The 23,700-nt window shown below is 42.0% G+C and carries 16 protein-coding genes; 5 read left to right on the forward strand and 11 right to left on the reverse strand.

Features of this window, described 5'->3' with window-relative positions; genetic code table 11:
* Nucleotides 1–263: 263 nt before the first annotated feature.
* From V7K50_RS09590 to V7K50_RS09600, 3 genes are all read right to left on the reverse strand, one after another.
* On the reverse strand, nucleotides 264–1,040 hold the full coding sequence (locus V7K50_RS09590; protein ID WP_334959414.1) for an SDR family NAD(P)-dependent oxidoreductase: 777 nt from the start codon (nucleotides 1,038–1,040) through the stop codon (nucleotides 264–266).
* Between the two features lie 247 nt (nucleotides 1,041–1,287).
* The gene (locus V7K50_RS09595) at nucleotides 1,288–1,845 is read right to left on the reverse strand and encodes a hypothetical protein (RefSeq protein WP_334959416.1); all 558 of its coding nucleotides are present in this window, start codon (nucleotides 1,843–1,845) and stop codon (nucleotides 1,288–1,290) included.
* A 984-nt stretch (nucleotides 1,846–2,829) separates the two neighbouring features.
* Nucleotides 2,830–7,545: a GAF domain-containing protein gene (locus tag V7K50_RS09600; RefSeq protein WP_334959418.1), complete on the reverse strand. Its 4,716-nt coding sequence runs from the start codon at nucleotides 7,543–7,545 to the stop codon at nucleotides 2,830–2,832.
* 406 nt (nucleotides 7,546–7,951) lie between these two features.
* On the opposite strand from V7K50_RS09600, the gene V7K50_RS09605 reads away from it, so the two are divergent.
* Complete coding sequence (locus V7K50_RS09605; RefSeq protein ID WP_334804950.1) at nucleotides 7,952–8,275, forward strand: YnfA family protein; 324 nt, start codon at nucleotides 7,952–7,954, stop codon at nucleotides 8,273–8,275.
* Nucleotides 8,276–8,645: 370 nt separating this feature from the next.
* Here V7K50_RS09605 and V7K50_RS30665 read toward each other — a convergent pair whose 3' ends face one another.
* From V7K50_RS30665 to V7K50_RS09615, 3 genes are all read right to left on the reverse strand, one after another.
* Nucleotides 8,646–9,395, reverse strand: a complete 750-nt coding sequence (locus V7K50_RS30665) for an efflux RND transporter permease subunit (protein WP_442944567.1) — start codon at nucleotides 9,393–9,395, stop codon at nucleotides 8,646–8,648.
* Complete coding sequence (locus tag V7K50_RS09610; protein WP_442944568.1) at nucleotides 9,352–10,743, reverse strand: efflux RND transporter permease subunit; 1,392 nt, start codon at nucleotides 10,741–10,743, stop codon at nucleotides 9,352–9,354. The genes V7K50_RS30665 and V7K50_RS09610 overlap by 44 nt, the downstream gene beginning before the upstream one ends.
* Nucleotides 10,744–10,830: 87 nt before the next feature.
* Nucleotides 10,831–12,288: an efflux RND transporter periplasmic adaptor subunit gene (locus V7K50_RS09615; protein ID WP_334959420.1), complete on the reverse strand. Its 1,458-nt coding sequence runs from the start codon at nucleotides 12,286–12,288 to the stop codon at nucleotides 10,831–10,833.
* Nucleotides 12,289–12,850: 562 nt separating this feature from the next.
* Here V7K50_RS09615 and V7K50_RS09620 point away from each other — a divergent pair.
* Nucleotides 12,851–13,732: an Npun_R2479 family HD domain-containing metalloprotein gene (locus V7K50_RS09620; RefSeq protein ID WP_334959422.1), complete on the forward strand. Its 882-nt coding sequence runs from the start codon at nucleotides 12,851–12,853 to the stop codon at nucleotides 13,730–13,732.
* 120 nt (nucleotides 13,733–13,852) lie between these two features.
* Nucleotides 13,853–14,968 carry an ABC transporter permease gene (locus tag V7K50_RS09625; RefSeq protein WP_334959424.1) on the forward strand — a complete coding sequence of 372 codons (1,116 nt, stop codon included), beginning with the start codon at nucleotides 13,853–13,855 and terminating at the stop codon, nucleotides 14,966–14,968.
* Nucleotides 14,969–14,972: 4 nt separating this feature from the next.
* On the opposite strand, the gene V7K50_RS09630 is transcribed toward V7K50_RS09625, so the two are convergent.
* Genes V7K50_RS09630 through V7K50_RS09640 form a run of 3 tightly spaced genes read right to left on the reverse strand, consistent with a single transcriptional unit; the run spans nucleotide 14,973 to nucleotide 19,202 of the window.
* Nucleotides 14,973–15,368, reverse strand: a complete 396-nt coding sequence (locus V7K50_RS09630; protein ID WP_334959426.1) for a hypothetical protein — start codon at nucleotides 15,366–15,368, stop codon at nucleotides 14,973–14,975.
* A complete protein-coding gene (locus tag V7K50_RS09635; RefSeq protein WP_334959428.1) occupies nucleotides 15,292–18,135 on the reverse strand; it encodes an AAA family ATPase in 2,844 nt (947 codons plus the stop codon). Before V7K50_RS09635 ends, V7K50_RS09630 begins: the two co-directional genes overlap by 77 nt.
* The gene (locus V7K50_RS09640; RefSeq protein ID WP_334959430.1) at nucleotides 18,135–19,202 is read right to left on the reverse strand and encodes an ATP-binding protein; all 1,068 of its coding nucleotides are present in this window, start codon (nucleotides 19,200–19,202) and stop codon (nucleotides 18,135–18,137) included. The genes V7K50_RS09635 and V7K50_RS09640 overlap by 1 nt, the downstream gene beginning before the upstream one ends.
* A 190-nt stretch (nucleotides 19,203–19,392) precedes the next feature.
* On the opposite strand from V7K50_RS09640, the gene V7K50_RS09645 reads away from it, so the two are divergent.
* Nucleotides 19,393–19,935, forward strand: coding sequence for a hypothetical protein (locus V7K50_RS09645; protein WP_334959432.1), 543 nt, complete (start codon nucleotides 19,393–19,395; stop codon nucleotides 19,933–19,935).
* Nucleotides 19,936–19,976: 41 nt separating this feature from the next.
* A complete protein-coding gene (locus V7K50_RS09650) occupies nucleotides 19,977–20,582 on the forward strand; it encodes a hypothetical protein (RefSeq protein ID WP_334959434.1) in 606 nt (201 codons plus the stop codon).
* 16 nt (nucleotides 20,583–20,598) lie between these two features.
* Here the strand turns inward: V7K50_RS09650 and V7K50_RS09655 are convergent, their stop codons facing one another.
* Nucleotides 20,599–21,624 (reverse strand): ABC transporter permease, encoded by a 1,026-nt coding sequence (locus V7K50_RS09655; RefSeq protein WP_334959436.1) that lies wholly within the window; start codon nucleotides 21,622–21,624, stop codon nucleotides 20,599–20,601.
* 257 nt (nucleotides 21,625–21,881) lie between these two features.
* Nucleotides 21,882–23,534 (reverse strand): ABC transporter substrate-binding protein, encoded by a 1,653-nt coding sequence (locus tag V7K50_RS09660; RefSeq protein WP_334959438.1) that lies wholly within the window; start codon nucleotides 23,532–23,534, stop codon nucleotides 21,882–21,884.
* Nucleotides 23,535–23,700 lie beyond the last annotated feature (166 nt).

Raw genomic sequence — 23,700 nt, forward strand, 5'->3', positions numbered from 1 at the left:
ACTTATTACTTATTACTTATTACTTATTACTTATTACTTATTACTTATTACTTATTACTTATTACTTATTACTTATTACTTATTACTTATTACTTTAAAGCATTGCGTGAAGCACGTAGCTCTAAACCCATTTTTTTGGTAATAAGCGAGGAGTGAAAAGTTAGGATTTTTAAATTCCCCGTTTTCTTTAACTCCAAATCCCCAACTCCCAACTTTTGTACAGACGCGATTAATCGCGTCTCTCCTAACTTTTAAACATCTACTTAGGCTTTAAAGTGTTTTGCTAACATATTCAGCAGAAGTTTACGCGGTACGAGCCGAGATAATTTGCTTCTAATTTGAGTGTTAGTATCAGAACTAATAACAGTTGGATAGCCTTTTTCTAAAGCCTCTAAAGATTCCCAAACCACTTTTTCGGAAGAATAGACTTTATCTGTATTGCTTGCCAGGGCTGGAGGAAAATTAGCCTCTGCAAAAAAGTTTGTTTCTATTGGTCCTGGACAAGTGACTAAAATACGGACACCATATTGACGATTTTCTGCCCATAGTGCTTCACTGAAACTGAGAATAAAAGCTTTACTGGCAGCATAAACAGAAAGGTATGGTATCGGTTGAAATGCGGTAATAGAGGATACGTTAATAATACTTCCAGAACGACGTTGCCGCATCAAGGGTAGAAATTTATGGGTTAAATCTACCAATGCTAAAATATTTAATTGTACAATTTTAATTTGTCTTTCTCCATCCCCTTCAGCAAAGTCGCCATAGTAACCAAAACCAGCATTGTTGATTAATAAATCTATGGTTAATCCCTTTGCTTTAGTGGCATCAAATACACCAGCAGCTGCATTAGGTTCTGTGAGGTCTTTGACTATAACATCTACTTGAATTTTGTGTTGCTCTTGTAGTTGTTTAGCTAATGCGCTGAGTTTTTCTTCAGAACGAGCAACGAGTACAAGATTTGTCTTGCGTGCAGCTAGTTCGTGAGCAAAGGCTTTACCAATACCACTAGATGCGCCAGTAATTAAAGCAGTTGGCATTATACATATTCAGATAGTTTTTAAGCACCATTAAAATCTTAACTATGGTGGCTATAAGTTTTAACTACCCAAAGTGATATACCCAAAAGGGTAAAAGCAGTACTTAGTATTGAAATCAGGGTCAGCTTTCTGTACTCAAAACTTCACAAGGCAAGCTGTGGTAGAACTTGAAATACAGATTTACCGTCTTCTCAATCTCAAAAAACTGATTTTATCATGGCGATTAAAATTACTTTTGAATTGCTAATTACCATTTTTCAGACCAATAGATAATTTCTGAGGCTGAACTATTAATAGCCACGCCGTAGCTATCTCCATGATTCCACTTGAAGCCAGGTCTACCTTTGTCCTCTGCATTTAATACCAATATTTCATAAGTAGCTGGAAAAGATTCTGTATGAGAGTCACTGGTGTAGAAGAAAGTTGTCGGTACACCGTTAGGTTGATTTATGTGGTCGTTTGTGTTGCCACCGCTATATTTGTGTTTTGCACTACTTCTGTATTGTGAAAGTAATTTTTCTATCTTGGTTGGTGGCTCTTTCAGCCTAATTTGAAAAAAACTACTTCCTGGTAAAAATTCGGGAGAGTAAGCAATGCGAACATCTTTGGCATCACTGGGAATCTCATTAGGAAAATGTTTTACTTGGTCATTATCAGACCATAGTTGGTTACGAATTTCTTTGTAGCGTGATGTATCAGTTATTATTTTAGGTTTGCTAGTATTGCTAAAATTTTTTCTCACAAAAAAGCTTCCCCCGACAATACTAAGACTACCAAGGGCTAATAGAAATTGCGATCGCTTCATCGAGTTGGGTGCATCTAACGTTCATAGTCATATACCCAACTAATAAACTAAATTCGTACTATTGCGGATATCCATTAGAGATATTAACAGAAACTTTGTCTATCCAAAGGAAATTCGGGACATTTGTAAAATTACTGTGAAGTTGGTCAATGATTACCTACTTAAATACCGCAGGCTCTAATAGTACTAAGGTTGGATAAGTAGATCGGCGTAAATAATTATCCTTGGGATAAGTAGGGAACTGGGGGAAAAAGGGTTTGAGCCTTGTTTACTTTTCTTTACACAGGTTGCTTTTATCGTAAATTAAAGGGTTTAACAACCTGCAATCTATATGTAGCAGCCATTTCAGTCCTTCTCTACGAGAGGCTGCGCCAACGGCTACGCTCAGGAACCATCGGGGTTTAAATCCCCCGGAGTTGCTCCTCTACAGCGCTTCTCTTCGAGACGCTTTGCGAACGCGCATCCTACGGCGGGGGAGACCCCAAAACCGCACTCCACAAGTCTGAAATGTCTTTAATTTTGAATTTTGAATTGTTAATATGCCGACTTACTTACAGCAGATTGCGCTCTAATCTAATACACGTAGAGACGTCGCACTGCTACGTCTCTACAAGGTTTTGGGTTTTATATATGTACTTCATTTACGTGAAATCTGCTGTATAAAAAATCAATCCCACAGCCATCCATTCTTTTTTTAATTTTTCCTGATGCAACAATAACTAAGGCGGATATATAAATAGTAGATGCACCTTAATTAAATAACAGCCCTCAGCTTTTAGTTGGGGGCTTTTTTTATCGCTGCTATTATTTTTTAGTTGGGAAAAAATAAATTTTATCAGAAGTCTAATTTACCCGGATATAGCAATGAATAAAGCGGATTAATAAATAGTAGATGCACCTTAATTAAATCAAAGCCTTCAGCTTTTAGTTGAGGGCTTTTTTATTTACCAAGCTCTTTGCGGTTCTTCGGGAATCAAAGGTAATTTACTGAACATGAAATAAGGTGTGATTTAGGACTTTGTTTTTGATTAAAAAATCTTGAATGCGGTTGACAAATTCTTCTAATTCGGAAACTGAGTTATTCATCCCTCTACGCTCTTGATGGAAAGCTAATTGTTCTAGTTTGTCAGCTGCTAGGTACATAGCTGTGGCTCCAATATTGGCGCTAGCACCTTTAAGGTGATGAGCTTCTCGCGCTATTTGCCCAAAGTCTTGAGATGCGATCGCGGCTTTAATTATTTCTAAACGGGGTTTAATATCTTCCACGCATACTTGCAATAGATTTAATTCAAATTCTTCATCATTTCCCGATATCCGATGCAAGTGTTCCCAATCGATTGCTAGGTCGTTGTAAACTGTCTGTTTATACACAGTTGCCTCTTGTTGTGAAGCGATCACACCTGTCCAATGTTCTAGAGTCGCAGCCAATTTTTCTTTAAACACTGGCTTACTCAGATAGTCGTCCATTCCGGCATTGAGACACATTTGTTCGTCTTCTTTCATCACATTAGCCGTCATTGCAATCACCACAGGACGACGACGCAGAGCAAAAGCACCCTCTTGCCAACGATGAATTTCTTTTGTGGTTTCTAAACCGTCGAGAATTGGCATTTGGCAATCCATTAGAATCAAATCGTAAGGAATTTTTTCTAATAGCTGCAAAACTTCTTTTCCATTAGCAACGACATCGGCTTTGTAACCCAAACTCTGGAGTTGCTTTAAGGCTACTTTCTGATTCACCAAATTATCTTCAGCTAACAGAATTCTTAACTTGGATTTATTAGAAGGGTTAGGGGAAGAGGAAGTAAGAATGCCTGAAGTTTCTGTACTCTCGATTTCTTCAGTAGCCTGTAGCCTCTTGCTTCTTGCCCCTTGTTCTGATTCTGGCTGAGTTTCTAAAATAGTCATGATGGTATCGAGGAGTCGTGATGGCTTAATGGGTTTGACCAAACAAGCAGCGAATCCGATTTTGAGCGCCTGTTGCACTTCATCCCGTTGATTAGTAGAGGCGAGCATAATCAAAGGGATCTCAGCAATTGCAGAATTGGCTTGAATTTGTTCTTTGATTGTCATGCCATAACTTTGGGGTATTTGCATATCAACCAAGGCGACATGATACGATTTACCCTGCTCACCAGCTTGCTGAATCACTTTGAGCGCCGCAGCAATACTGCCAGCTTGATCTACCTGCATTCCCCAATGAGTAGCTTGATGGGAGATAATTTTGTAATTAGTCGCGTTGTTATCCACTACTAATAAGCGGCGATCGCGCAAAAGTCCGCGATCGCTCTTGGCGTTGGTGTCGGGTGTCGCAGAGAAGCCATCGGATTTTGCCAAAATCGGCTCAACTTGCTTCGTAAAAAGCACCTCAAACCAAAAATTAGATCCTTTTTCTACCTGACTTTCTACCCCAATCACTCCTCCCATCAAGGTTACAAGTTGTTTACAGATGGCTAATCCCAAACCGGTACCACCATATTTACGAGTGGTAGAAGCATCCACTTGGGTAAATGGTGTAAAGATTTTGCGCTGGTCTTCAGGGCTAATGCCAACACCCGTATCTGTGATGGCAAAATGGATGGTGGCTGTAGTGGAGGAAGACGAACGCAATTCGGCTTGCACTAATACTTCGCCGACGCTGGTGAACTTGATGGCGTTGCTGATTAAGTTCATGAGAATTTGCCGCAGTCTACCAGTATCCCCTTTAAGCTGGGTAGGGACATTGTGATCAATTAGTGCTGCAATTTCTAATCCCTTGTTATGGGCAGAGGGAGCCAATAATTCCACCACTTCTTCTACACAAGTGGATAGGTCAAAATCTAGAGTTTCGAGAGCCATCTCTCCAGCCTCAAGTTTGGAAAGATCCAAAATCTCGTTGATTAAAGTTAAAAGGGCATCTCCACTACTACGAATTGTTTCAATAAAATCTCGCTGTTCTGCATCTAAGGAAGTATCTAACACCAGACTGGTCATTCCCAACACAGCATTCATCGGAGTGCGAATTTCATGACTGATATTTGCCAAAAATGCACTTTTCGTCTGAGAAGCTAATTCGGCTTGGCGACGGGCAATTTCAAGTTCTCGTCGCTGACGAGTTTCTGCTGCTAATAGTTGGGCTTGGGCTAAGGCAATACCTACTTGGTCGGCTATTTGCCGCAAGAGATGAGTTTCAAAGCTAGTCCAGTGGTGAGAATCGTCACACTGATGAACTATCAGCAAACCGCGAACTTCTTCTTTGACAAGAATGGGCACAACCAAATTGACTTTCACCCCAAACTGTTGCATTAACTCCAGATGGCTTTGTTCAATTTCTGGCAGATGCAAATTAGCCAGCCCGAAAATCTGTCCTTGACGGTACTGCTGTAAATAGTATTGTTGTAAATATTCCGCTTGTAAGTAGAGGGTGGTGATGTTTTGTTCTTTGATTGCTGGTAAGCCAGAAACTACTGCTTCAGTAACGGTGGTTGCCGACTCATCTGGCAAAAGCTGATAGATCAAAACTCGGTCAGTCTGGAGAATCTTTTGCACCTCCTCAACAGTGATTTTGAGAATTTCTTCGATTTCCAAAGACTGGCGAATCTTGAGGGTGATTTCGGTAAAGAGTTGCGATCGCAAGTTTTGGCGTTGTATTTCTTCTTCAGCCTGTTTACGCTGGATAAATTGCCCCACTTGCTCACCGATGAAATTCATTGTTTTTAGCAAATCTTGGTCAGGCGGCTGGATTTCACGGTTGAAGCAGGTAATGACACCGAGGATTTTGTGACTGATGCGGATCGGAAAACCGAAGGCTCCGTGTAGTTCTACTTGATCGCTGATTTTAAAGCGAGAGAAACTAAGTTCTTTAACGACATCAGCGATCCAAACAGGTTCAGAACTCGCCCAAACACCGCCAGGTAATCCAATTCCTGGTGGAAAGGTGGTTTGCCGATTCAGTGCTTCAAATTCTTGCAAATCAAGGGATGCTTGATGCCACATATCGAGAAAACGCAGCACATTTGCTTGCTGATCGACCATCCAAATTTCACCTAAATCCCATCCCAAACTCTCACAGATCCCTTGAAGGATTTGGCGAGTAGCTTCGCTGGTGGTGGCGGACTCTGCTAAGACGCGGGTTGCAGCATATTGTGCAGTCAGAAGCCGTTCAGATCGTTTGCGAGCAGTGATGTCAATGCCAGTGCTAACAATGTATTCCACTGATCCTTCATAGTCTTTTAAGAAGGTATTCGACCAGCTAATCAGTCGCTGACTGCCATCCTTCATTACCCAATAGTTTTCGTACTCCAGAAAGCCTCTACCCGTTAGCAGTTGCTCAAAAACTGCTTTGACTGACTCCAACTCTTCAGGAAACAGGAATAAATTCCAGAAATACCTACCCCTCACCTCATCGAAGGAGTAACCTGTTATTTGCTCACAAGCTTGATTGAAACGAACAATTTGGCCTTGAGAATCCAGGACTATTACCAACATCCCGACTGTATCAAGGATTGCTGAGATAAAATTGCGTTCTTGATTTAAGGTTTCTTGTGTTTTTTTCCGCTCAGTCACCTCACGATAGATCAAGTAGTAGATTACAGCCAGAACCATCAAACTTAGGGTGATAGCGATCGCCAGTGTCAAAATTGTGTTGCGAATCCTAGCTTTTTTTGCTTGTGACTGTTGTTGAAGCCGCCCCCTTTCCTCATTTTTGACCTCATTGATCATCTTGCCGATATCATCCATGAGATTTTCTTGATTATTTCTCAGTAGTACTTGCAACGCCGCCTCTAATCCCTTGTTCTGGCGAAAGTCGATAGTCTGTTGTTGTTGCCTAAGTTTAGCCGTTATCAAAGATTCAACCGTTGCAATTTGCTGTCCTTCCTTCGGTTGATCTGCCGTTAAATTCTTCAGCTTGGCAATTTCTTGATTAACGTTCCCAAGTGCTGATTGATAAGGTTTTAGATAACTTTTTTCTCCAGTCAGGATATAACTACTTTGTCCAGTTTCGGCATCTTTGATCTGGGACAGTAGTTCGTTTAGACTGTTGATTTTTTTATAAGAATTTTTAACTACACTCTGATTATTAGTAGATACTCTTGTATTTTGATAGGCAACCACGCCAATCAGAATTAAAATTGCTGACGCTAAACTAAAACCTGCTGCAATCTTTTTGAGAAATTGCTTGTGTACCTTCTGCGCCCATTTGCCTTTCTTCGTAACAAGTACCAAACTTGCTAAATTTCGGCGCAATTCCAGTTGCTTCATAACTTGACGACCCAAAGTTCGCAACGCCTCCAGTTGTTCTGGAGTAAGTTCTCGTGGTACGTAGTCAATCACACAGAGGGTTCCGAGTGCGTATCCTTCAGGGTTAGTCAGAGGTACACCAGCATAAAACCGAATATTTGGATCAGATGTTACCAGTGGGTTGGCGACGAACCGTTCATCATTTATTGCGTCAGGCACAACAAAAACATCAGGCTGGAGAATAGCATGGGCACAGAATGCCAAATCTCGATGTGTTTCTGGGGTATCCAAACCGACTTTTGACTTGAACCACTGGCGATTTGCATCAATTAAGCTAATTAAGGCAATAGGAGTCTGACAAATATACGAGGCTAAACGGGTGAGGTCATCAAAGACGGCTTCAGATGGCGTATCGAGAATCTTATACTCCAAAAGCGTTTCAATTCTCTGTGCTTCGTTATTAGGTAATGGTGCTTTCATCCGTGAGCCTTATCTAATTCTGGGGATTGGGTATTAGGGACTTGTACTGAGCGAAGCCGAAGTATTGGGGACTTGTACTGAGCGAAGCCGAAGTATTGGGGACTTGTACTGAGCGAAGCCGAAGTATTAGGGATTGGGGATTAGGGATTAGGGATTGGGGGGAATTATTAAAAAAGAAGACCTTATCTTGTTTCTTCCCATTCCTTAGTACCTAGTACCCAGTCCCCAGTATCCAGTCCCCAATACTTCGGCTTACCTCGGCTTTGCTCGGCACAAGTCGCTCAGTACAAGTCCCCAATCCCTAATACCCAATTTGGTCAACAAACTTACTTTAATTAATGACAATAGTTTAGTTAAAAGCGTTAGCGTAATTTCACTGAGTTCCATTTATTCAATAATTGGTCAAATGATTAAGTCCTTGCTGTATTTTTTGTGGGCTGGTTTATTTGAAATTGGGGGTGGCTACTTGATCTGGTTGTGGTTGCGCGAAGGTAAGCCTTTCTGGTGGGGCATATTGGGGGGAATTGCTTTAGCTTTCTATGGGATTATTGCAACTCTCCAACCGGCAAATTTTGGCAGAGTGTATGCGGCTTACGGCGGCGTGTTTATCGCAATGGCAATGCTTTGGGGTTGGAAGGTAGACGGGGTAACTCCAGATCGCTACGACTTCATCGGAGTATGTTTAGCAGTAGCAAGTGTTTTAATTATCATGTTTGCACCCAGAAATTAAGTAAAATTTCTATATGATTTTTGACCAATAAGCTTTCATAGCATTTAGGTTGGATAAAACCAATGCCAGAGCCTCTTACTACAAGAGAATAAGTCTGGAAAGATCAATATAGACGATTAGCTTAACTTTTATATTATTCCCATTTAAAGAGATAATAATCTCACGCAAAATTACAAAGGTTTTTTAGCAACCAAGTCGCAAAGGCTGCTTTGATTTCTTGCATATCTGCTGGGGAAAGGGAGGCGGTAATGTTTTGGTAAGCCATTAGTTATTTGTGGTGAATCTGTTTGTGATGATTCCCATTGGTAAATGCGATCGCACAAATTTGGATATTGGGGCAAAACTCCTAACTCATAACTCCTAAAGGGCATTATGAACGCGATGGTTTTTTACCAAAGCCATAGCGCAATCTATCCTTAATCCAATTCTGGAAGTTGTCAATGTAGCTAAATATTACTGGCACTACCACCAGTGTCAACAGGGTAGAAGTTGTAAAACCGCCCATAATGGCTATTCCCATTGGTTGGCGAACTTCAGAACCCGCGCCAATTCCTAATGCTAGGGGCAGAATACCGGCGATCGTTGCCAAAGATGTCATCAAAATCGGGCGCAGACGTGAAACACCCGATTCTACCAGTGCCTGACGCTGGGTTTTACCTGACTGGATGTTGATGATTGTATAGTCAACTAACAAAATCGAGTTTTTGGTGACAATCCCTAACAGCAATACGATACCAATCAAGGCATAAAGTCCTAAGGGTTTTTGGGCAAGCATCAACGCTACCAATGCACCGCCTAAACAAAAGGGTAAGGCTGCCATAATCGATAATGGATGGAGGAAGTTGTTATACAGCAGCACTAGAATCGCATAGATACACATTAATGCCAGCCCTAATGCACCACCAAAGCGACCGAAAATGTCTTGCATAATTTTGGCACTCCCTGATGGTTGCTGTACTACTCCTGGCGGTAAGTTTTGCATCACAGGTAGTTTGTTGATTCTCTCGACTGCTTCTCCCAAAGAAATCCCTTGTAAGTTCCCTTCTACGGCAACTTGACGGGCGCGATCGTAACGGTTATGGTTGGAAAAATTGCCCCGGAATGCCACCCATAAAGGCAACAGGCAGAAACACCGCAATAATCGTTGCTGAACTTGCAATTACCGCTAATCCTACTTCGTCGGAAGATTCAAAAGCAGCTTCCCAAACTGACTTGCCCATAGCGATATGGCGTTCCATATTTTCTATTTCCACAACGGCATCATCTACCAAGTTGCCCACCGCCAGCGCTAATGCCAACAAAGTCATGTTGTTGAGGGTGTAACCAAGTGCCTGCTGCACTGCGAAGGTGGGAATTATTGATAGGGGCAAGGTAACAGCCGTAATTAATGTTGCTCGCCAGTCCCGCAAAAATACTAAGATAACGATGACCGCCAGCAGCGAAGCTTGAATTAATTCATCAATGGTGGTTTGGTAAGATTGGCGGATAATATCGGCTCTAGTAAAAATTAAATCTAGCTTGATATCTGAGGGAAGTGTTTTTTCCAGTTCTTTGACTGCTGCTTTCACTCCTTGTTCCACTGTCACTAGAACGCTGCCAGTACTACGTAACACCTGGAAAGCTACCACGGGTTGATTATTCAAACGGGCGGCTTGGCGCACGTCGCCAAATTTATCTTCTACGGTTCCCAAACTGGATAAGGGTACGGAACCACCTTGTGGTAAGACGATTTCGTAGGTTTTCAAAATATCTACACTGGTGGCACTTCCTAAAGTGCGGATACTTTGTTCGCTACCACCAACTTCGGCACGTCCGCCAGGTAAGTTAATATTCAAAGCGCGGATTTGGCCGTTTACCTGGCTGGCGGTGATCGCTAGAGATTGTAAGCGATCGGGGTTAAGGTTAATGCGAATTTCTCGGTCAACCCCACCCACACGCTGAACTTGGGCGACACCAGGAACTCCCAATAAGGCGCGGCTAATAGTTTGATCTACGAGGTTGCTTAATTCTTCTACGGAACGCTGATCTGATTTAACTGCGTAAGTAATCACTGGACCGCCGGCAAATTCTACGCGCTTCACAATTGGATCGTTGATCTCTTGGGGTAAGTCTTGGCGAATTTGAGCGATCGCATTCCGAACATCATTGGTGGCGCGATCGGTATTTGTACCCAAAACAAAATTTATTGTGGTCTTAGAACTCCCATCGCTGACGCTGGAAATCATATAATCGATATTGCCCAACCCCGCGACGGCATCTTCAATTTTTTTCGTCACTTGGGATTCTAATTCTGCTGGGCTTGCACCGGGTTGGGTGACTTTGATCGAAACTGTTGGCACATCAATATTTGGATTAGTATCAATCCCCAAGGACATAAAGGAAAACCAACCCACCACAGTTAAAATTAAAAATAAAACTATTGTGGGAACAGGTTTTTTAATCGACCAGGCTGAGATATTAAAAGACATTGGGGAATTTTAGATTTTAGATTTTAGATTTTAGATTTGTCATTTGTCATTGGTTATTAATTCATCTCCCTGATCTCCCCACTCCCTTCAATTTGCAACTCGAACTTTGTCGCCATCTTTGAGATAGCCGGCACCATCAACTGCGACGCGATCGCCTAATTGCAACCCACTCTTGATTTCTACTTTGTCGCCATTGGCAGGATCTCCTAATTCTACTTTCTGGCTGCGGACTGTATTTTCACCCGATAGGATGAATACAATTACACTTGCGTCCGCTTGAGACTGCACTGCTTTTTGCGGCACCACCATCCTCATCCCTGAGTTAGTAGTAATTGCAGCACTAGCAAACATTCCTGGTTGAAGTAAAGTTGTTGGTGGCAAGTCAATTTTTACTGTTGCTTCACGTCTTTGATCGTTTATTTGTGGTTGTATATCCCTGACTCGTCCCTGCGATCGCACACCCTGATCGACACCAGAAGTAATTTGCACAGATGCGCCAATTTTCACCTGATTTAGTTGAGTTTCGGGCACCTTCGCCTGAAGTTCTAGCTTTTCATCTTGAATAATCGAAAATAGCTTTTGTGTGCCACCAATCACAGTTCCCGTCTGGGTTTGTGGCGGTATACCAGTGATATCACCTACTCTAGCCAGTTTCTCTGCGATCGCTCCCGAAACCGGCGATCGCACCACAGTTTGTCCCAACTGAGTTTGTAGTTGTTGCACCTTAGCACCACTGCTACGGACATCGGCTTTGGCTTTGTTGATGATAGCTTGGGCATTACCAATATTGGCTTGAGCGCTGCCGATATTAGCCTCGGCACTACGCACATTTTCTTGCCCCAGGTTCACAACTTCTCTGGCAGTTTTCACAGCGTAGGAACGAGTATCGAGTTCTTGCTTACTAATGGTTCCAGAGTCAGCGAGTTGTTGATAGCGCTGATAATTTTTAGCTGCTTCCTCTAGCCTCGCCTTAGCTTGAGCTAAATCGGCTTGTTTTTGCTGGACTATTGCTTTACTTGATACCAAATCTGCCTGCTTGGACGTCAAATCTGCTTGTTTAGATTCCACATCTGCTTGTTTAGATTCCACATCTGCTTTTGCTTGGTTAATTTGGGTTTGCAGTATGGAATTATCCAACACCGCCAAAACTTGACCTTTTTTGACAAAAGCTCCTTCTTTCACATTTTCGGGGATACTTTTGATTTGTAAGCCGTTTGTCTGCGGTAACACTGGAATTAAATCACGCGCTGCTACAGTCCCAGTAGTTTTAAGGGTACGGACAACACGGGCGGTTTCTACAGTGGCAATGGTAACTGTCATCGCTGGGTTAACTTTTTTATCTGCTACCGCACTTTGTTGACGGGATGGAAGACGACTTAATATACCCATAGCAGCCAAGGCGATCGCAATTCCTAAACCAGCACCCAAGAATAATGGCTTCAACCATACCCTAGCTGGCTTGGGATCTGATTTGCCCAAAAAGCTAGCATCTTCAGAGGTTACAAGTCTTTCCACCTCAACTTCTGAAACACTTTCATCGCTCACAGTCTCACCTCCACTTTCTGTCTATCCATAGCAATCTTGGTCTTTTCTTAAGAAAAATTGAGATTTATTTACTTTATATCAACTATGACGCATTCTATGGTCTAAATATTTTATTGGCAATAGTATATAATAGAACATTCTTTCTAAGAGGAATTACTAGTTAAAAATGCTTAGAAAAATTATGATATAGAAAATAATCTCATCTCATCTAGCTACTCTAGGTCACATACCTTACGTATTTAGATCACCGTCAACCAAGGCTTAGATATGAAATACTGATAAAGCTAATCTAGATTTATCTAATTAAAATCTGAACCATTCATGTATTTTTCTCAACTAGGGAATTCTTTTTTCTACGCAACTCATAATTCATCTAAAGCCTTTCTGTTGCCAAGAAGCCATGTACTACTATGTAGGTCAAGCTAGCGTTCACAGCTACAAGTGAGTTACAACTGAGCAAACTCCATTGCCCTAAATTCCAGCAAGGGCGGCTCTAATTATGGAATTTTGAAATCAATCAATGAAATCAATAAATAATTGGTATTTACCAGAGTAAACAGATATGTTCAATGCCACGGAAATTTTAATTGATGCCTTTGTAAATGAAATTCGAGACGGCTACCGTCGCACCTACGGCTGCTTCAAAAATGATTATCAGGACATTATTGCCTGGGCTGGTAATATGGCTTTGGAAAACATTGCCAATAGCGACGCTCTTTATCACAATGTTGAACACACTGTCCTTGTAACCCTGGTGGGGCAAGAGATTTTACGTGGTAAACACATCAGGGAAGGCGGTGTTTCCAGCGAAGACTGGTTGCATTGTATCATTTCCTTAGTGAGTCATGATATTGGCTACGTTAAAGGAGTTTGCCGACAAGACCGAGAAACAGCAGGTTTATATGCCACAGGTAAAAATGGCAGAATGATTTCTGTGGCTCCTGGCGCTTCTGATGCCAGTCTGACACCATATCATGTTGATAGAGCCAAGCTGTTTATTGATGAACGTTTTGGAGGTCACAAATTAATAGATGCTGAGGCAATTAAGAGCAATATTGAATTGACTCGATTTCCCGTACCGGCGGCAGAAGATCATCAAGATACAAAATGCTTTGCAGGATTAGTCCGAGCTGCTGACTTGATTGGTCAACTAAGTGACCCACGTTATCTGAAGAAAATTACTTCTTTATTTTACGAGTTTGAAGAAACTGGTGTAAATAAAGTTTTGGGCTATCAAACCCCTGCCGATTTACGTAATAACTACGCTAAGTTTTACTGGAATGGTGTCTATCCCTATATCCAAGAGGGACTGCATTACCTATCACTGACACAACAGGGAAAACAAATTCTCGCTAATCTCTACTCAAATGTATTTGTTGTGGAACATGAAAAACAACAGGAAGAACAGCAGAGGTATTTGGAGAAGTTAGGAGTTGCGAGTTAGGAGTAGAGACGCGATTAATCGCGTCTCTACAGGAGTGGAAAGTTGAGAATTATTAATCATGAATTATGAATTAAGATAAAAGCTTAATTCATAACTTATAACTCCTAACTCCTAACTCCTATGGATTGGTGGCGACGACTTCAGAAAAATCCTTTGGCACGATTTGGGGCAATTTTGCTGTTAATTTTCTATATAGGAGTAATTGCAGCTGATTTCGTAGCTCCTTATGACCCCTATGCTTCACAGCCTAATGGTTCACTGCTGCCACCAACTAAGATACACTGGGTTTCTCAGTCAGGGCAGTTTACCGGACCCCATATTTATCCCACGACTCAGGGAGATACGAATTTAGAAACAGGCGATCGCAAACTCATTGTAGACTTGACAAAGCCCTCACCCGTGCGTCTATTTGTCTCCGGGCCAGAATACCGATTGTTACAGATGAGTTTGCCATTACCCCCAAAGTGGGATGAAGTCACAATCTTTTCAGGTATTCCCTTAAATTGGCATCTATTTGGCACAACAAGTGGGACAAAATTCAACATCTTGGGCACTGATGACCAAGGGCGCGACCAATTTAGTCGCCTCCTGCATGGCGGCCGCATCAGTATGTTTATCGGGATTTTTGGTATTATCATTACCTATCCCCTTGGTTTGCTGGTTGGGGGAATTTCTGGCTATTTCGGCGGTGTGATTGATAGCGTCATCATGCGCTTGGTAGAAGTGCTAATGACTTTCCCTAGTATTTATCTTTTGGTAACATTGGGTGCAGTCTTACCAGCTGGCTTAAGTAGTACCCAGCGCTTTTTGCTGATTGTGGTGATTACTTCGGTGATTAGCTGGGCTGGTTTAGCACGGGTAATTCGGGGACAAGTACTATCACTTAAAGAGCGAGAATTTGTCCAAGCAGCGCGTGCAATGGGTGGGAACCCAATTTATATCATCGTCCGCCACGTTTTACCGCAAACGGCTAGTTATGTAGTTATCTCTGCGACTCTTGTAATTCCCAGCTTTATTGGTTCAGAAGCGATACTGAGTCTAATCGGTTTGGGAATTCAACAACCAGACCCTTCTTGGGGAAATATGCTTTCTCTGGCTAGCAATGCTTCAATTATAGTACTGCAACCTTGGTTAATCTGGCCGCCGGCTGTGCTGATTATCCTCACAGTGCTGGCATTCAACTTACTCGGTGATGGGCTGAGAGATGCACTTGACCCCCGTAGTTTGAGAAGATAAGCCCTCAATAATAGTAAATGCGCCGAAATAGGAAATGCGATCGCTGAAATAACAAATGCGATCGCCGAAATAGCAAATGCGATCGCTGAAATAGCAAATGCGAATGCTGAAATAGCAAATGCGAACCCTGAAATAGCAAATGCGTACTCCGAAATAACAAATGCGTACTCCGAAATAACAAATGCGTACTCCGAAATAACAAATGCGATCGCCAAAATAGCAAATGCGTACTCCGAAATAACAAATGCCAACGCCGAAATAACAAATGCCAACGCCGAAATAGCAAATGCGATCGCCGAAATAACAAATGCGATCGCTCGACTCTACTGCTGCAAAACCCAACGGCGAAACAGTTCCACCATAATCCGCCAGCTTCCTTGAGTTTCCTCAACGACATCATGACGCTTCAGAGTATTCAGTGCTTCCTGTAAAGCGGCATCGTTCATACCTGTAGAATGAGCTAAGGCATCCAGACTTAGCCCTTCTGGGTGAGGTGCAAGCACTTGTACAATTGCTTGTTGACCCTCAGCACCCCGCGCCGCCTGACCCCAAACCCCATCAAAGTAATAGCGTCCCCGTTTGAAAAACTCAGGGTCATTGATAACTGCTTCCACGTCTTCTACTGTGAAAACTGGGTCACGCGATCGCCCTTGCTCAAAAACAAAGTCATTGTAGCGGCGCACTAGCTGAAAACCCACGAGTTGCACTAAATATGGTTGACCGTGTGTCAAAGCATAAATTTCATCTAAAGCTTCCGGGATGTAGTCAAGGGGGAAGTCTTCATTACCTGGGTTAGCCAGAATTTGGCGAGTAGCTGCACGTTCTTGAAAGCCGACATGAATGGGGATGACGCTGGCAAAGAAGGGTTGAAAATAATCTGCTGTCATCTCCTCCAAGGTGTGCAAACCGGCAAAGGCAAAGGCGATTTTAGAACTCATTTGCACCAAACCGCGCAGAAAACCCATAAAGTCGATAGGGATTTTTCCGGCTTCAATTAAATCTTCAATTTTCTCGAACTCGTCTAAGGCAATGATTAACCCACCGTCTAGGTTTGCTTCCACCTGTTTTAAATAACGCTCAAAAGTCCGGTAGGGAAGATTAAGCAAATCAGCGTCAGCTGGTGGTGGAAGTTTGACAGTTTGAGAAATTTCATCACAAATTGCCATTAGCACCTCACCGACACCTTGGGGACTATCTCCCAAACGTAGCAAGTTGACGTATGCTAGCTGTATTTGTGAGCCTAGACAGTTAGCAGCGTTAAGTAGAATAGAAGTCTTGCCTATGCGCCTGTGACCATAGAGAACTATAGACTGGAGTTGATTACCCATTACCCAGAGTTCTTCTAACTGTCTGATGATATCTTCTCGCCCAACAAAGAGATGACCTTGAACGGGGTCACCTACAAGATAGGGACTAACCACAGGCTTGGTGATGGAAATTTCTCCCACTTCACCAGCGATTTCTAAAAGGCTTTCTTTCCAAGTTTTAGCAATATCTATAATTAATCCTTGCTCTGCTTGCGGCAAGGTGTCAGCTTGATTTAAGATTTTTGTCAGTTCGCCTAATGCTCGATTGAGAGCTAAAGACCTGACTGAACGTGAGACACTGCAAACAACAAACTGAACATCTTCAACAACTTGACGCAGATTAGTGAGGACTTTCCAGGTAACTAGACGTAAAAGCGGTTCCTGTGGAAATGGAGGAACTTGGATAGCAGCAATAGAGGCTGGTTTTTGAGCTTTATGAAACGCTGCTAGAGTTTGAGCAAGAATATACATTTCCTCACCATAGAGTATGGAACGCACGACAACAAAAGCCTCTATTGCTTTAGCAGGTTCTTTTTTATGCAAATGCCAGAAACCAGCAGCAGCAGCACGGCTAGGAGTATCTAAGCTCGTGTCAACTGTAAAAGGAGAGTATGTTTCATTAAAATAACCAAAGAATACAACTCCTTTAACAAATTTAACAAATTCTGATTTAATTTGTTCCCTCAAAGAAACTGAAGCAAAACCTACTAATTTCCAATCAAAGGGATCTGCCGCTAGCAGAGAAACACGCCAAATAATTTGCTCTGATGGAGTTGTATTAAGCACTCTACTAACTGCTTCAAGAACGGGAATAAATTGCAGGGTATATGCAAGTAGCTGATTAGTGTTATGTAAACCTGTTTCCCAATCATTTTGCAACCAATTTTCCAGACGCCAAACAAGATTAGGAAGGCAAAGTGGAGTAATGCGGGGGAGTTGCCAACTACCGTTTTGGATGATTCGCAAGTTTAAAGGTGAGCCAATAAGCCAGATTTCTGGACGCAGTGTTGCCACTACTCCCGCCACTGCAAATGCCACCCCGAATGCCGCAACCACTACGCCTAATGCCCAAGCCACGATGCCCAATGCCTTAACCACCACGCCAACTGCTACGTCGTCAAGCGCTTTGCCTTGTGGCACGCCTCCCGGTATCCCAAGCGCCATCCCAAATGCAACACCAAATGCAACACCAACCGCCACACCAAACGCCACCTCAAATGCTACGACTCCTGCCACCCCAAACGCCACACCTCCTGCTACCCCAAGCGCCACCCCAAGCGCTACCCCAAATGCCACCCCAAGCGCCACCCCAAACACCACGCCTAGCTCTACTAGGGGTACGCCTCGGATTAGACCTCCGGTTATATCTAGCGCCACGACTCCTGTCACGACTCCTGTCACGACTCCTGTCACGCCTCCTACCACACCTCCTACCACGACTCCTGCCACCCCTAGCGCCACGCCCCCTGCCGCGCCCCCTGTCAAGCCTGTCAAGCCCCCTGCCGCTCCCCCTGCCACGCCTCCTAACACGCCCCCTGCCACGTAGAACCATTTAACAGGAAAGTTTGCAGTATGAAAAATTAGACCTATAGCTACAGGTGTAATTACTGTTAAAATTAATCCTTGGAAAAGTAAAAGTAACTGACGTTGGATAGGATTTTGACCCAATAACTTCCACCTTTTTCGCCAATTCATTTCCCCTTCGGGAATATACTCACCCCCGAAGGTGTCTACATACCACCGTAAAGCTTGGGGAAAGAAAAACACCCAGTACAAAAGGCGCAGATAATCCCAGGGATTCCACAACGAGAGAGGACGCTTTAACTTGGGTGCTAAGTCTAGGCGGGGTACAGAGGCCATTATTTAACCTCCATATACCGCGAATAACTTCGATAACATAATTGCATCAGTTTGCGAGGATGTCCGCCACTTTCTTGGATGAGTTGGATGATTTCTTCTTCTGTAAAACTCACAGAAGTTTTAGCTAGACGATTGGTAATAAAAGCACGCATAGTAGCTTCATCCCAAGGATAAATGTGTTCCTCTTGGCAAATACCTGCTAACGGAGAAGTGTTGCCTTGCTCCTGACTATCCTTAAAAAGGTTATTCAGAGATTCGGTGGCAGCTAAAATCAGCTTCAACGGAGCATTACTTCCTTCGGCTAAACCGCGCAAATAATCCCTTATGTTGCGAGTAAAACCTTCGCCTGTAAGCTTTCCTACATTATCTATAGCCAGTAGTATTTTACAACTTCGCAAATTGCGGGTTAACTGATAGTCTTTACTGTCAGGTATACCAATTTCGTGGCACAATTCACTATAAAATTGACTTTCATTATGAAGTAAATTCAGGTCTAAGAAAACTGGCTGACGTTCAACGTTTAGACGAGTTTCTGCTTCTTGGCAAATCATCCATAACAGCGAGGATTTACCGATTCCCTCCTCCCCAATTAAAACGACACTACTACCGCTATTTAGTACCTCAAAAACTCGCCGGATTTCGCACTCTCGGTCAAAGAATAGATCCTTTTCTTCGACTCTGCCATTAAATGGAATGAAGGGATTATGATTTTGCTGCGATAGATTATCTGACTGTGATTCATCTCCTTGTGATAGATTAATTGGTTCTACAATTGCTTGTTGGGAAGGTAAAGTTGTTTCTGAATGCTGTTGATAATGATATTTAATTTGATTTTTAAAATTTCTCTTATTAACTTTTATCCCTAAATATTTTGTAATCTTTTTGCATAAATTTGCACCTGCATCTCTCAAATATTGCTCAGAGAGAAAAGTCTGAGTAGCAATATCTGAATAAATCTGACCGTCCCAGATTCCTAAAAAAAGCTGTTCTTCCAATTCATTTAAGACTTGATTAGTCTTTTTAGCAAACAGCACATTAATGAATGCTAACGCTTGTTTTGAGTCCATTAGGCGTAATTGAATTGGCAGAGCGAAGTAAAAATCAGCCAGTAGTGTAATACTTTACCCTACAAACCTACATTTGCCTACTTTCCCTTACAACAATTTAATCACTCAAACTTCCTACTAACGCCTACCTATAGAGTCTGTGTCTCAAGTGATGATGGTGTTACAGAACAAAACTTGAGGAGTTTGAGAAATGACAACTTTTAGACAACAGCTTGCACTTGCTCTTCTCGCTGCCACCGCCACCATAGTAGCTGCCGGAGTGCCTGTCATAATGGGGCTTGCGAACAAACCTTCTCTAGAGTCACCCTCTGTCACCGCCACTTCTACAACGTGTGATAAAGTTACTGTGGCTAAAGTATGCGTTGATAATCTTTCAGTGCAGTTTAATAGCAACGAACCTCAGCAAGTAAAAAATAGCGATCGCATACCTCTAAAAGCTGGAGATACTCTAAGATTATCAAACCTAACCTATTGCATACCATCTAAAGATCCAGTCAATCGAGTAGAAGTAAAAGTTTATCTGTTTCCAAATGGAGTTGAGAGTTATAAAAATGGACTTTTCACTCCTAGTAACTTCCCGATTAATGCTGCTTGTCATAATATTGGTAATTTTCAACAAACTTGGAAGCTTAAACCAGGACAGCACCGAGTTAGCATACTCATTATCAAATATGTTGGCAGCAACAGAATTGTTGACAGTAGTTTCTACTTTAACTTGGATGTTGGACCGTAATTTCAGTCTTCTATTTAAAAGCGAAAGAGAGTAATAGTTTTATGGCTTACAGCGAGTTTAGTTTAGCTAAAGCAAAACAAGACTTTAGTTTAAACACATTAGAAAAACGCAATATCTTCGCTGGTGTTTCTGAATTAACAGCGAGTAATTTACTTGTAGAAACACTCAATTATAACCTGGATATTGCTTTAGGGAGTAATAGTGAAAAAGCTCGTTCTGAGTTAATTATTGCTCCCATTTTAGTTGATTTACGCCGACAATTACACGAACAAGTTAGTTTATTTTCTGGAGTAGATTTTACTGTCGATAATAGCAAAGGATTAAACGGTACTTGCGATTTTATTATTACTAAATCTCCAGAAATCCTCATTTTGACAGCACCAGTAATTACAGTTGTAGAAGCTAAAAAAGAAAATATTTATGGGGGTTTGGGTCAGTGTGCAGCAGAAATGGTAGCAGCCCAAATCTTTAATGAGCAAGCTGCAACTGAGATTAAAACAATTTACGGCGCAGTCACAACGGGCAGTATTTGGCAATTTCTGAAACTAGAAGAACAAACATTGACCATTGATTTAAGCGAATATTATCTCAAAGATGTGAATAAAATTCTTGGGATTTTAGCCAGTGGTATTTCTCAAGAAATTTAACAAAATGTCCAACAGCTTAATATCGAATTCGTGGATCTACATAAGCATTTAAAATATCAATTAAAATGCTGGCACTCACAACGATCGCACCAAAAAAGACTAGCACTCCCTGGACTGTGGGATAATCACGATCGGCGATCGCTTGATACAGTCGATTAGCTAACCCAGGCCAAGAAAATGTCACCTCTGTCAAAATTGCCCCACCTAATAGAGATGCAAATGTTAATCCCAACACTGTAATTACTGGGATTAGCGCATTCTTTAAAGCGTGGGAGGCTAAAATCTTATTTTCACCAATACCTCTGGCTCTAGCGGCTTCTACATAATCGGCTTGCAAGGTTTGCTTTAAATTCACTCGCACAATTCGCTCAAAAATCCCACTCAGCAAAATTCCTAGCGTGAGACTCGGTAGAGCCAGATGATGCAAAGATGTAAAAAACTGGATGAAGTTTCCAGCGAGTAAGCTATCAATTGTATACAATCCAGTGACAGTAGTGGGTGCCGCAAGATTGGGCGGAAAGCGGTTTGAATTAGGAAACCAACCCAATTGGACTGAGAAAATCAACTGCAAAAGCATTCCCGCCCAAAACATGGGGAGTGCATAGGTGATAATCCCAAATAAGCGCCCACCGATATCAAAATACGTTCCAGGACGGGAAGCCGAAAGAGTCCCAACCGCAATTCCGACGATGAGCGCAACGGCCATACTACATACTGCTAACTCTACCGTCGCCGGGAAATATTGCCCAATTATGTCCCCAACATTCTGTCCGGTACTCATTAAAGAGGTTCCCAAGTCAAAGCGCAGTATGCTTCCCAAATAATTTAGGTACTGTAGCCACAGAGGAAGGTTTAAACCGAGTTGTTTTCGCAATTCTTCTTTAGCCGCTTCTGGCGCACGTCCACCAAGAATTGCATCTGCGGGATCTCCTGGTGTTGCTCTTAGTAAGAGAAATACAATAGTGATGATTGTTAATAGCTGAAGTGGTGCGAGAAGCAACCGAGAAACAATGTAATATTGTAAAGCTTTAGAACGAGACATAAGCAATTCAAAGTTTAAAACTCAATTTTGAAAGTATCTTGTCTATTGACAGGATACGAAAGATATTTACTTAAGAGCCAAGAGTCAAAATAAAAAATATTGGACATAACCCTTTCAAAGGTACTTGTAAAATCTCTTTATTCTCTCTGCGTTCTCTGTGTCTCTGCGGTTAAAAAGTAATTAAATAAACCACAGAGGCGCAGAGAACACAGAGGTAAGAGGTTAAAGAGTAATTTCTTGTTCCTTTGACTTTTTAACTACTTTTTAATTGTCTGGTAAACCAGAATTTGGATAGTGTTCAGTTGTACCGTACTAACACCTTTTTGGGCAAATACATAGTCTTTATCTTGCCATAAGGGAACGTAAGGTACATCAGTAGTCACTTGCGTTTGAATTTCTGCAAAAATTTTCTGACGCGCTTCGAGGTTTTGTTCTTTGCGTTCCTGATCAATCAGTTTATTGATGGCTTCGTTATAGTAGAACGAACCCTGAGTTTGACTACCTCCATCTTCGCATCCTTTAGCAACTGAACCTTTGTCACAAGACAAAAATGGCTGAACGTAATTATCTGGATCTAAAAAGTCTGGATACCAATCAACTAAAGCTGCTGGATACAAACCCTTGGCAATGTCTTTAAAGAACGCTGGCCCTTCCGCTTGGGTGACTTCAAATTGAAGTATTCCATCCATTTTGACATCGACAAGAGATTTGAGTGTCTGTGCTGCCAAACTCCGAGTAGGCGAACTAGAAGGATACCAAACTTGCACTTTTGCGGGATTTTCTTTGGAGAAACCAGCAGTAGTTAACAATTTTTTAGCTTGATCAAAGTTAGCATCGCCATATTTATCTTTGAATAATGGCACAGAAACTTTAAATGTGGTCGGAATCATGCTATAAAGCGGATCTGCTTGACCAAGTAACACTCGCTCATTTAAAAGTGGACGGTCAATTATGGATGCGATCGCTTGTCTTACCTCTAATTTATCTAAAGGCTTTTGATTCCGGTTCAATGCCAGATAACTGACTACACTACCTTGAGCTGCGATCGCTTGCCAATCCCCTTTTTTGCCACCTTCTTCTAAACTGCGATTTTGATCTGGCTGTAGCGACAGATAAGCTACATCCACCGCACCTGTACGGAAAGCATTAAACAAATTAACCGGACTAGTTTGAATTTGGAGGTTAACACCCTTATTAACTGGTTTCTCTCCCCAATATTTATCAAACACATCAAATCGGATGGAATCAGTACCATACTGCGCTAATTTGTAAGGGCCAGTCCCCACAAAAATATTCGGCTTGAATTTACCAGCACCGAGTTCGTAAGCTTTGGGTGAAACTGCACACAGCCCAGGAAACGCCAGCATTGAGGGAAACGCTGCAAAGGACTTTTTCAGCTTGATGGTTAACTCATACTCGCTTGTAGGTTTTATGGAATCTACTATATCAGCTAGTAAGAATGAGGGTTTTCCTTTATTTTGAATAAAGCGCTGGATGGTAAAGGCCATTGCTTGGGCATTAAAGGGAGTCCCATCGTGAAAAATTACTCCCTGATGTAAGGGAATGGTATAAGTTAAGCCATCTGGACTAACTTTGGGTAATGCTGTAGCTAGCTGGGGCTTAATTTCAGTGCTTCCTGATTCGTAGGTGTAGAGGCGATCGCTCATATTAAACACCAACCCTAAAGATGCTAACTCATAAGCATCAGCTGGATCAAGAGTTCTTGGTTTCGCTGTTGTACCGATAGTAATCCGCCCATCACCTGTAGGGGTATTTACAGAACCGGATGGCGGCGTAACTGGCTGCGGACGAGGAGCGCAACTAACAACTAAAAATAAACATAGACAGAACAAAGATAGGAATTGTGTAATCCGACCCCACCGTTTCACGGACAAGGAAAACCAGGTCATACAGTTAAATTTTATGTAATTAGAAGTCAGTGATCATACTATATATTCGCTAGTTTTATAGTAATTTTTACAATTGATTACTAATCTACATATTTTTATAGAGGGCTTTGTTCGAATAGATGGATTATGTGTGTTCAGGATGATTAAGTAAAAATACTTTAATGCT

Origin of the sequence: Nostoc sp., from assembly GCF_036917135.1 — a bacterium.
In the GTDB taxonomy this organism is placed as follows: Bacteria; Cyanobacteriota; Cyanobacteriia; order Cyanobacteriales; family Nostocaceae; genus Nostoc.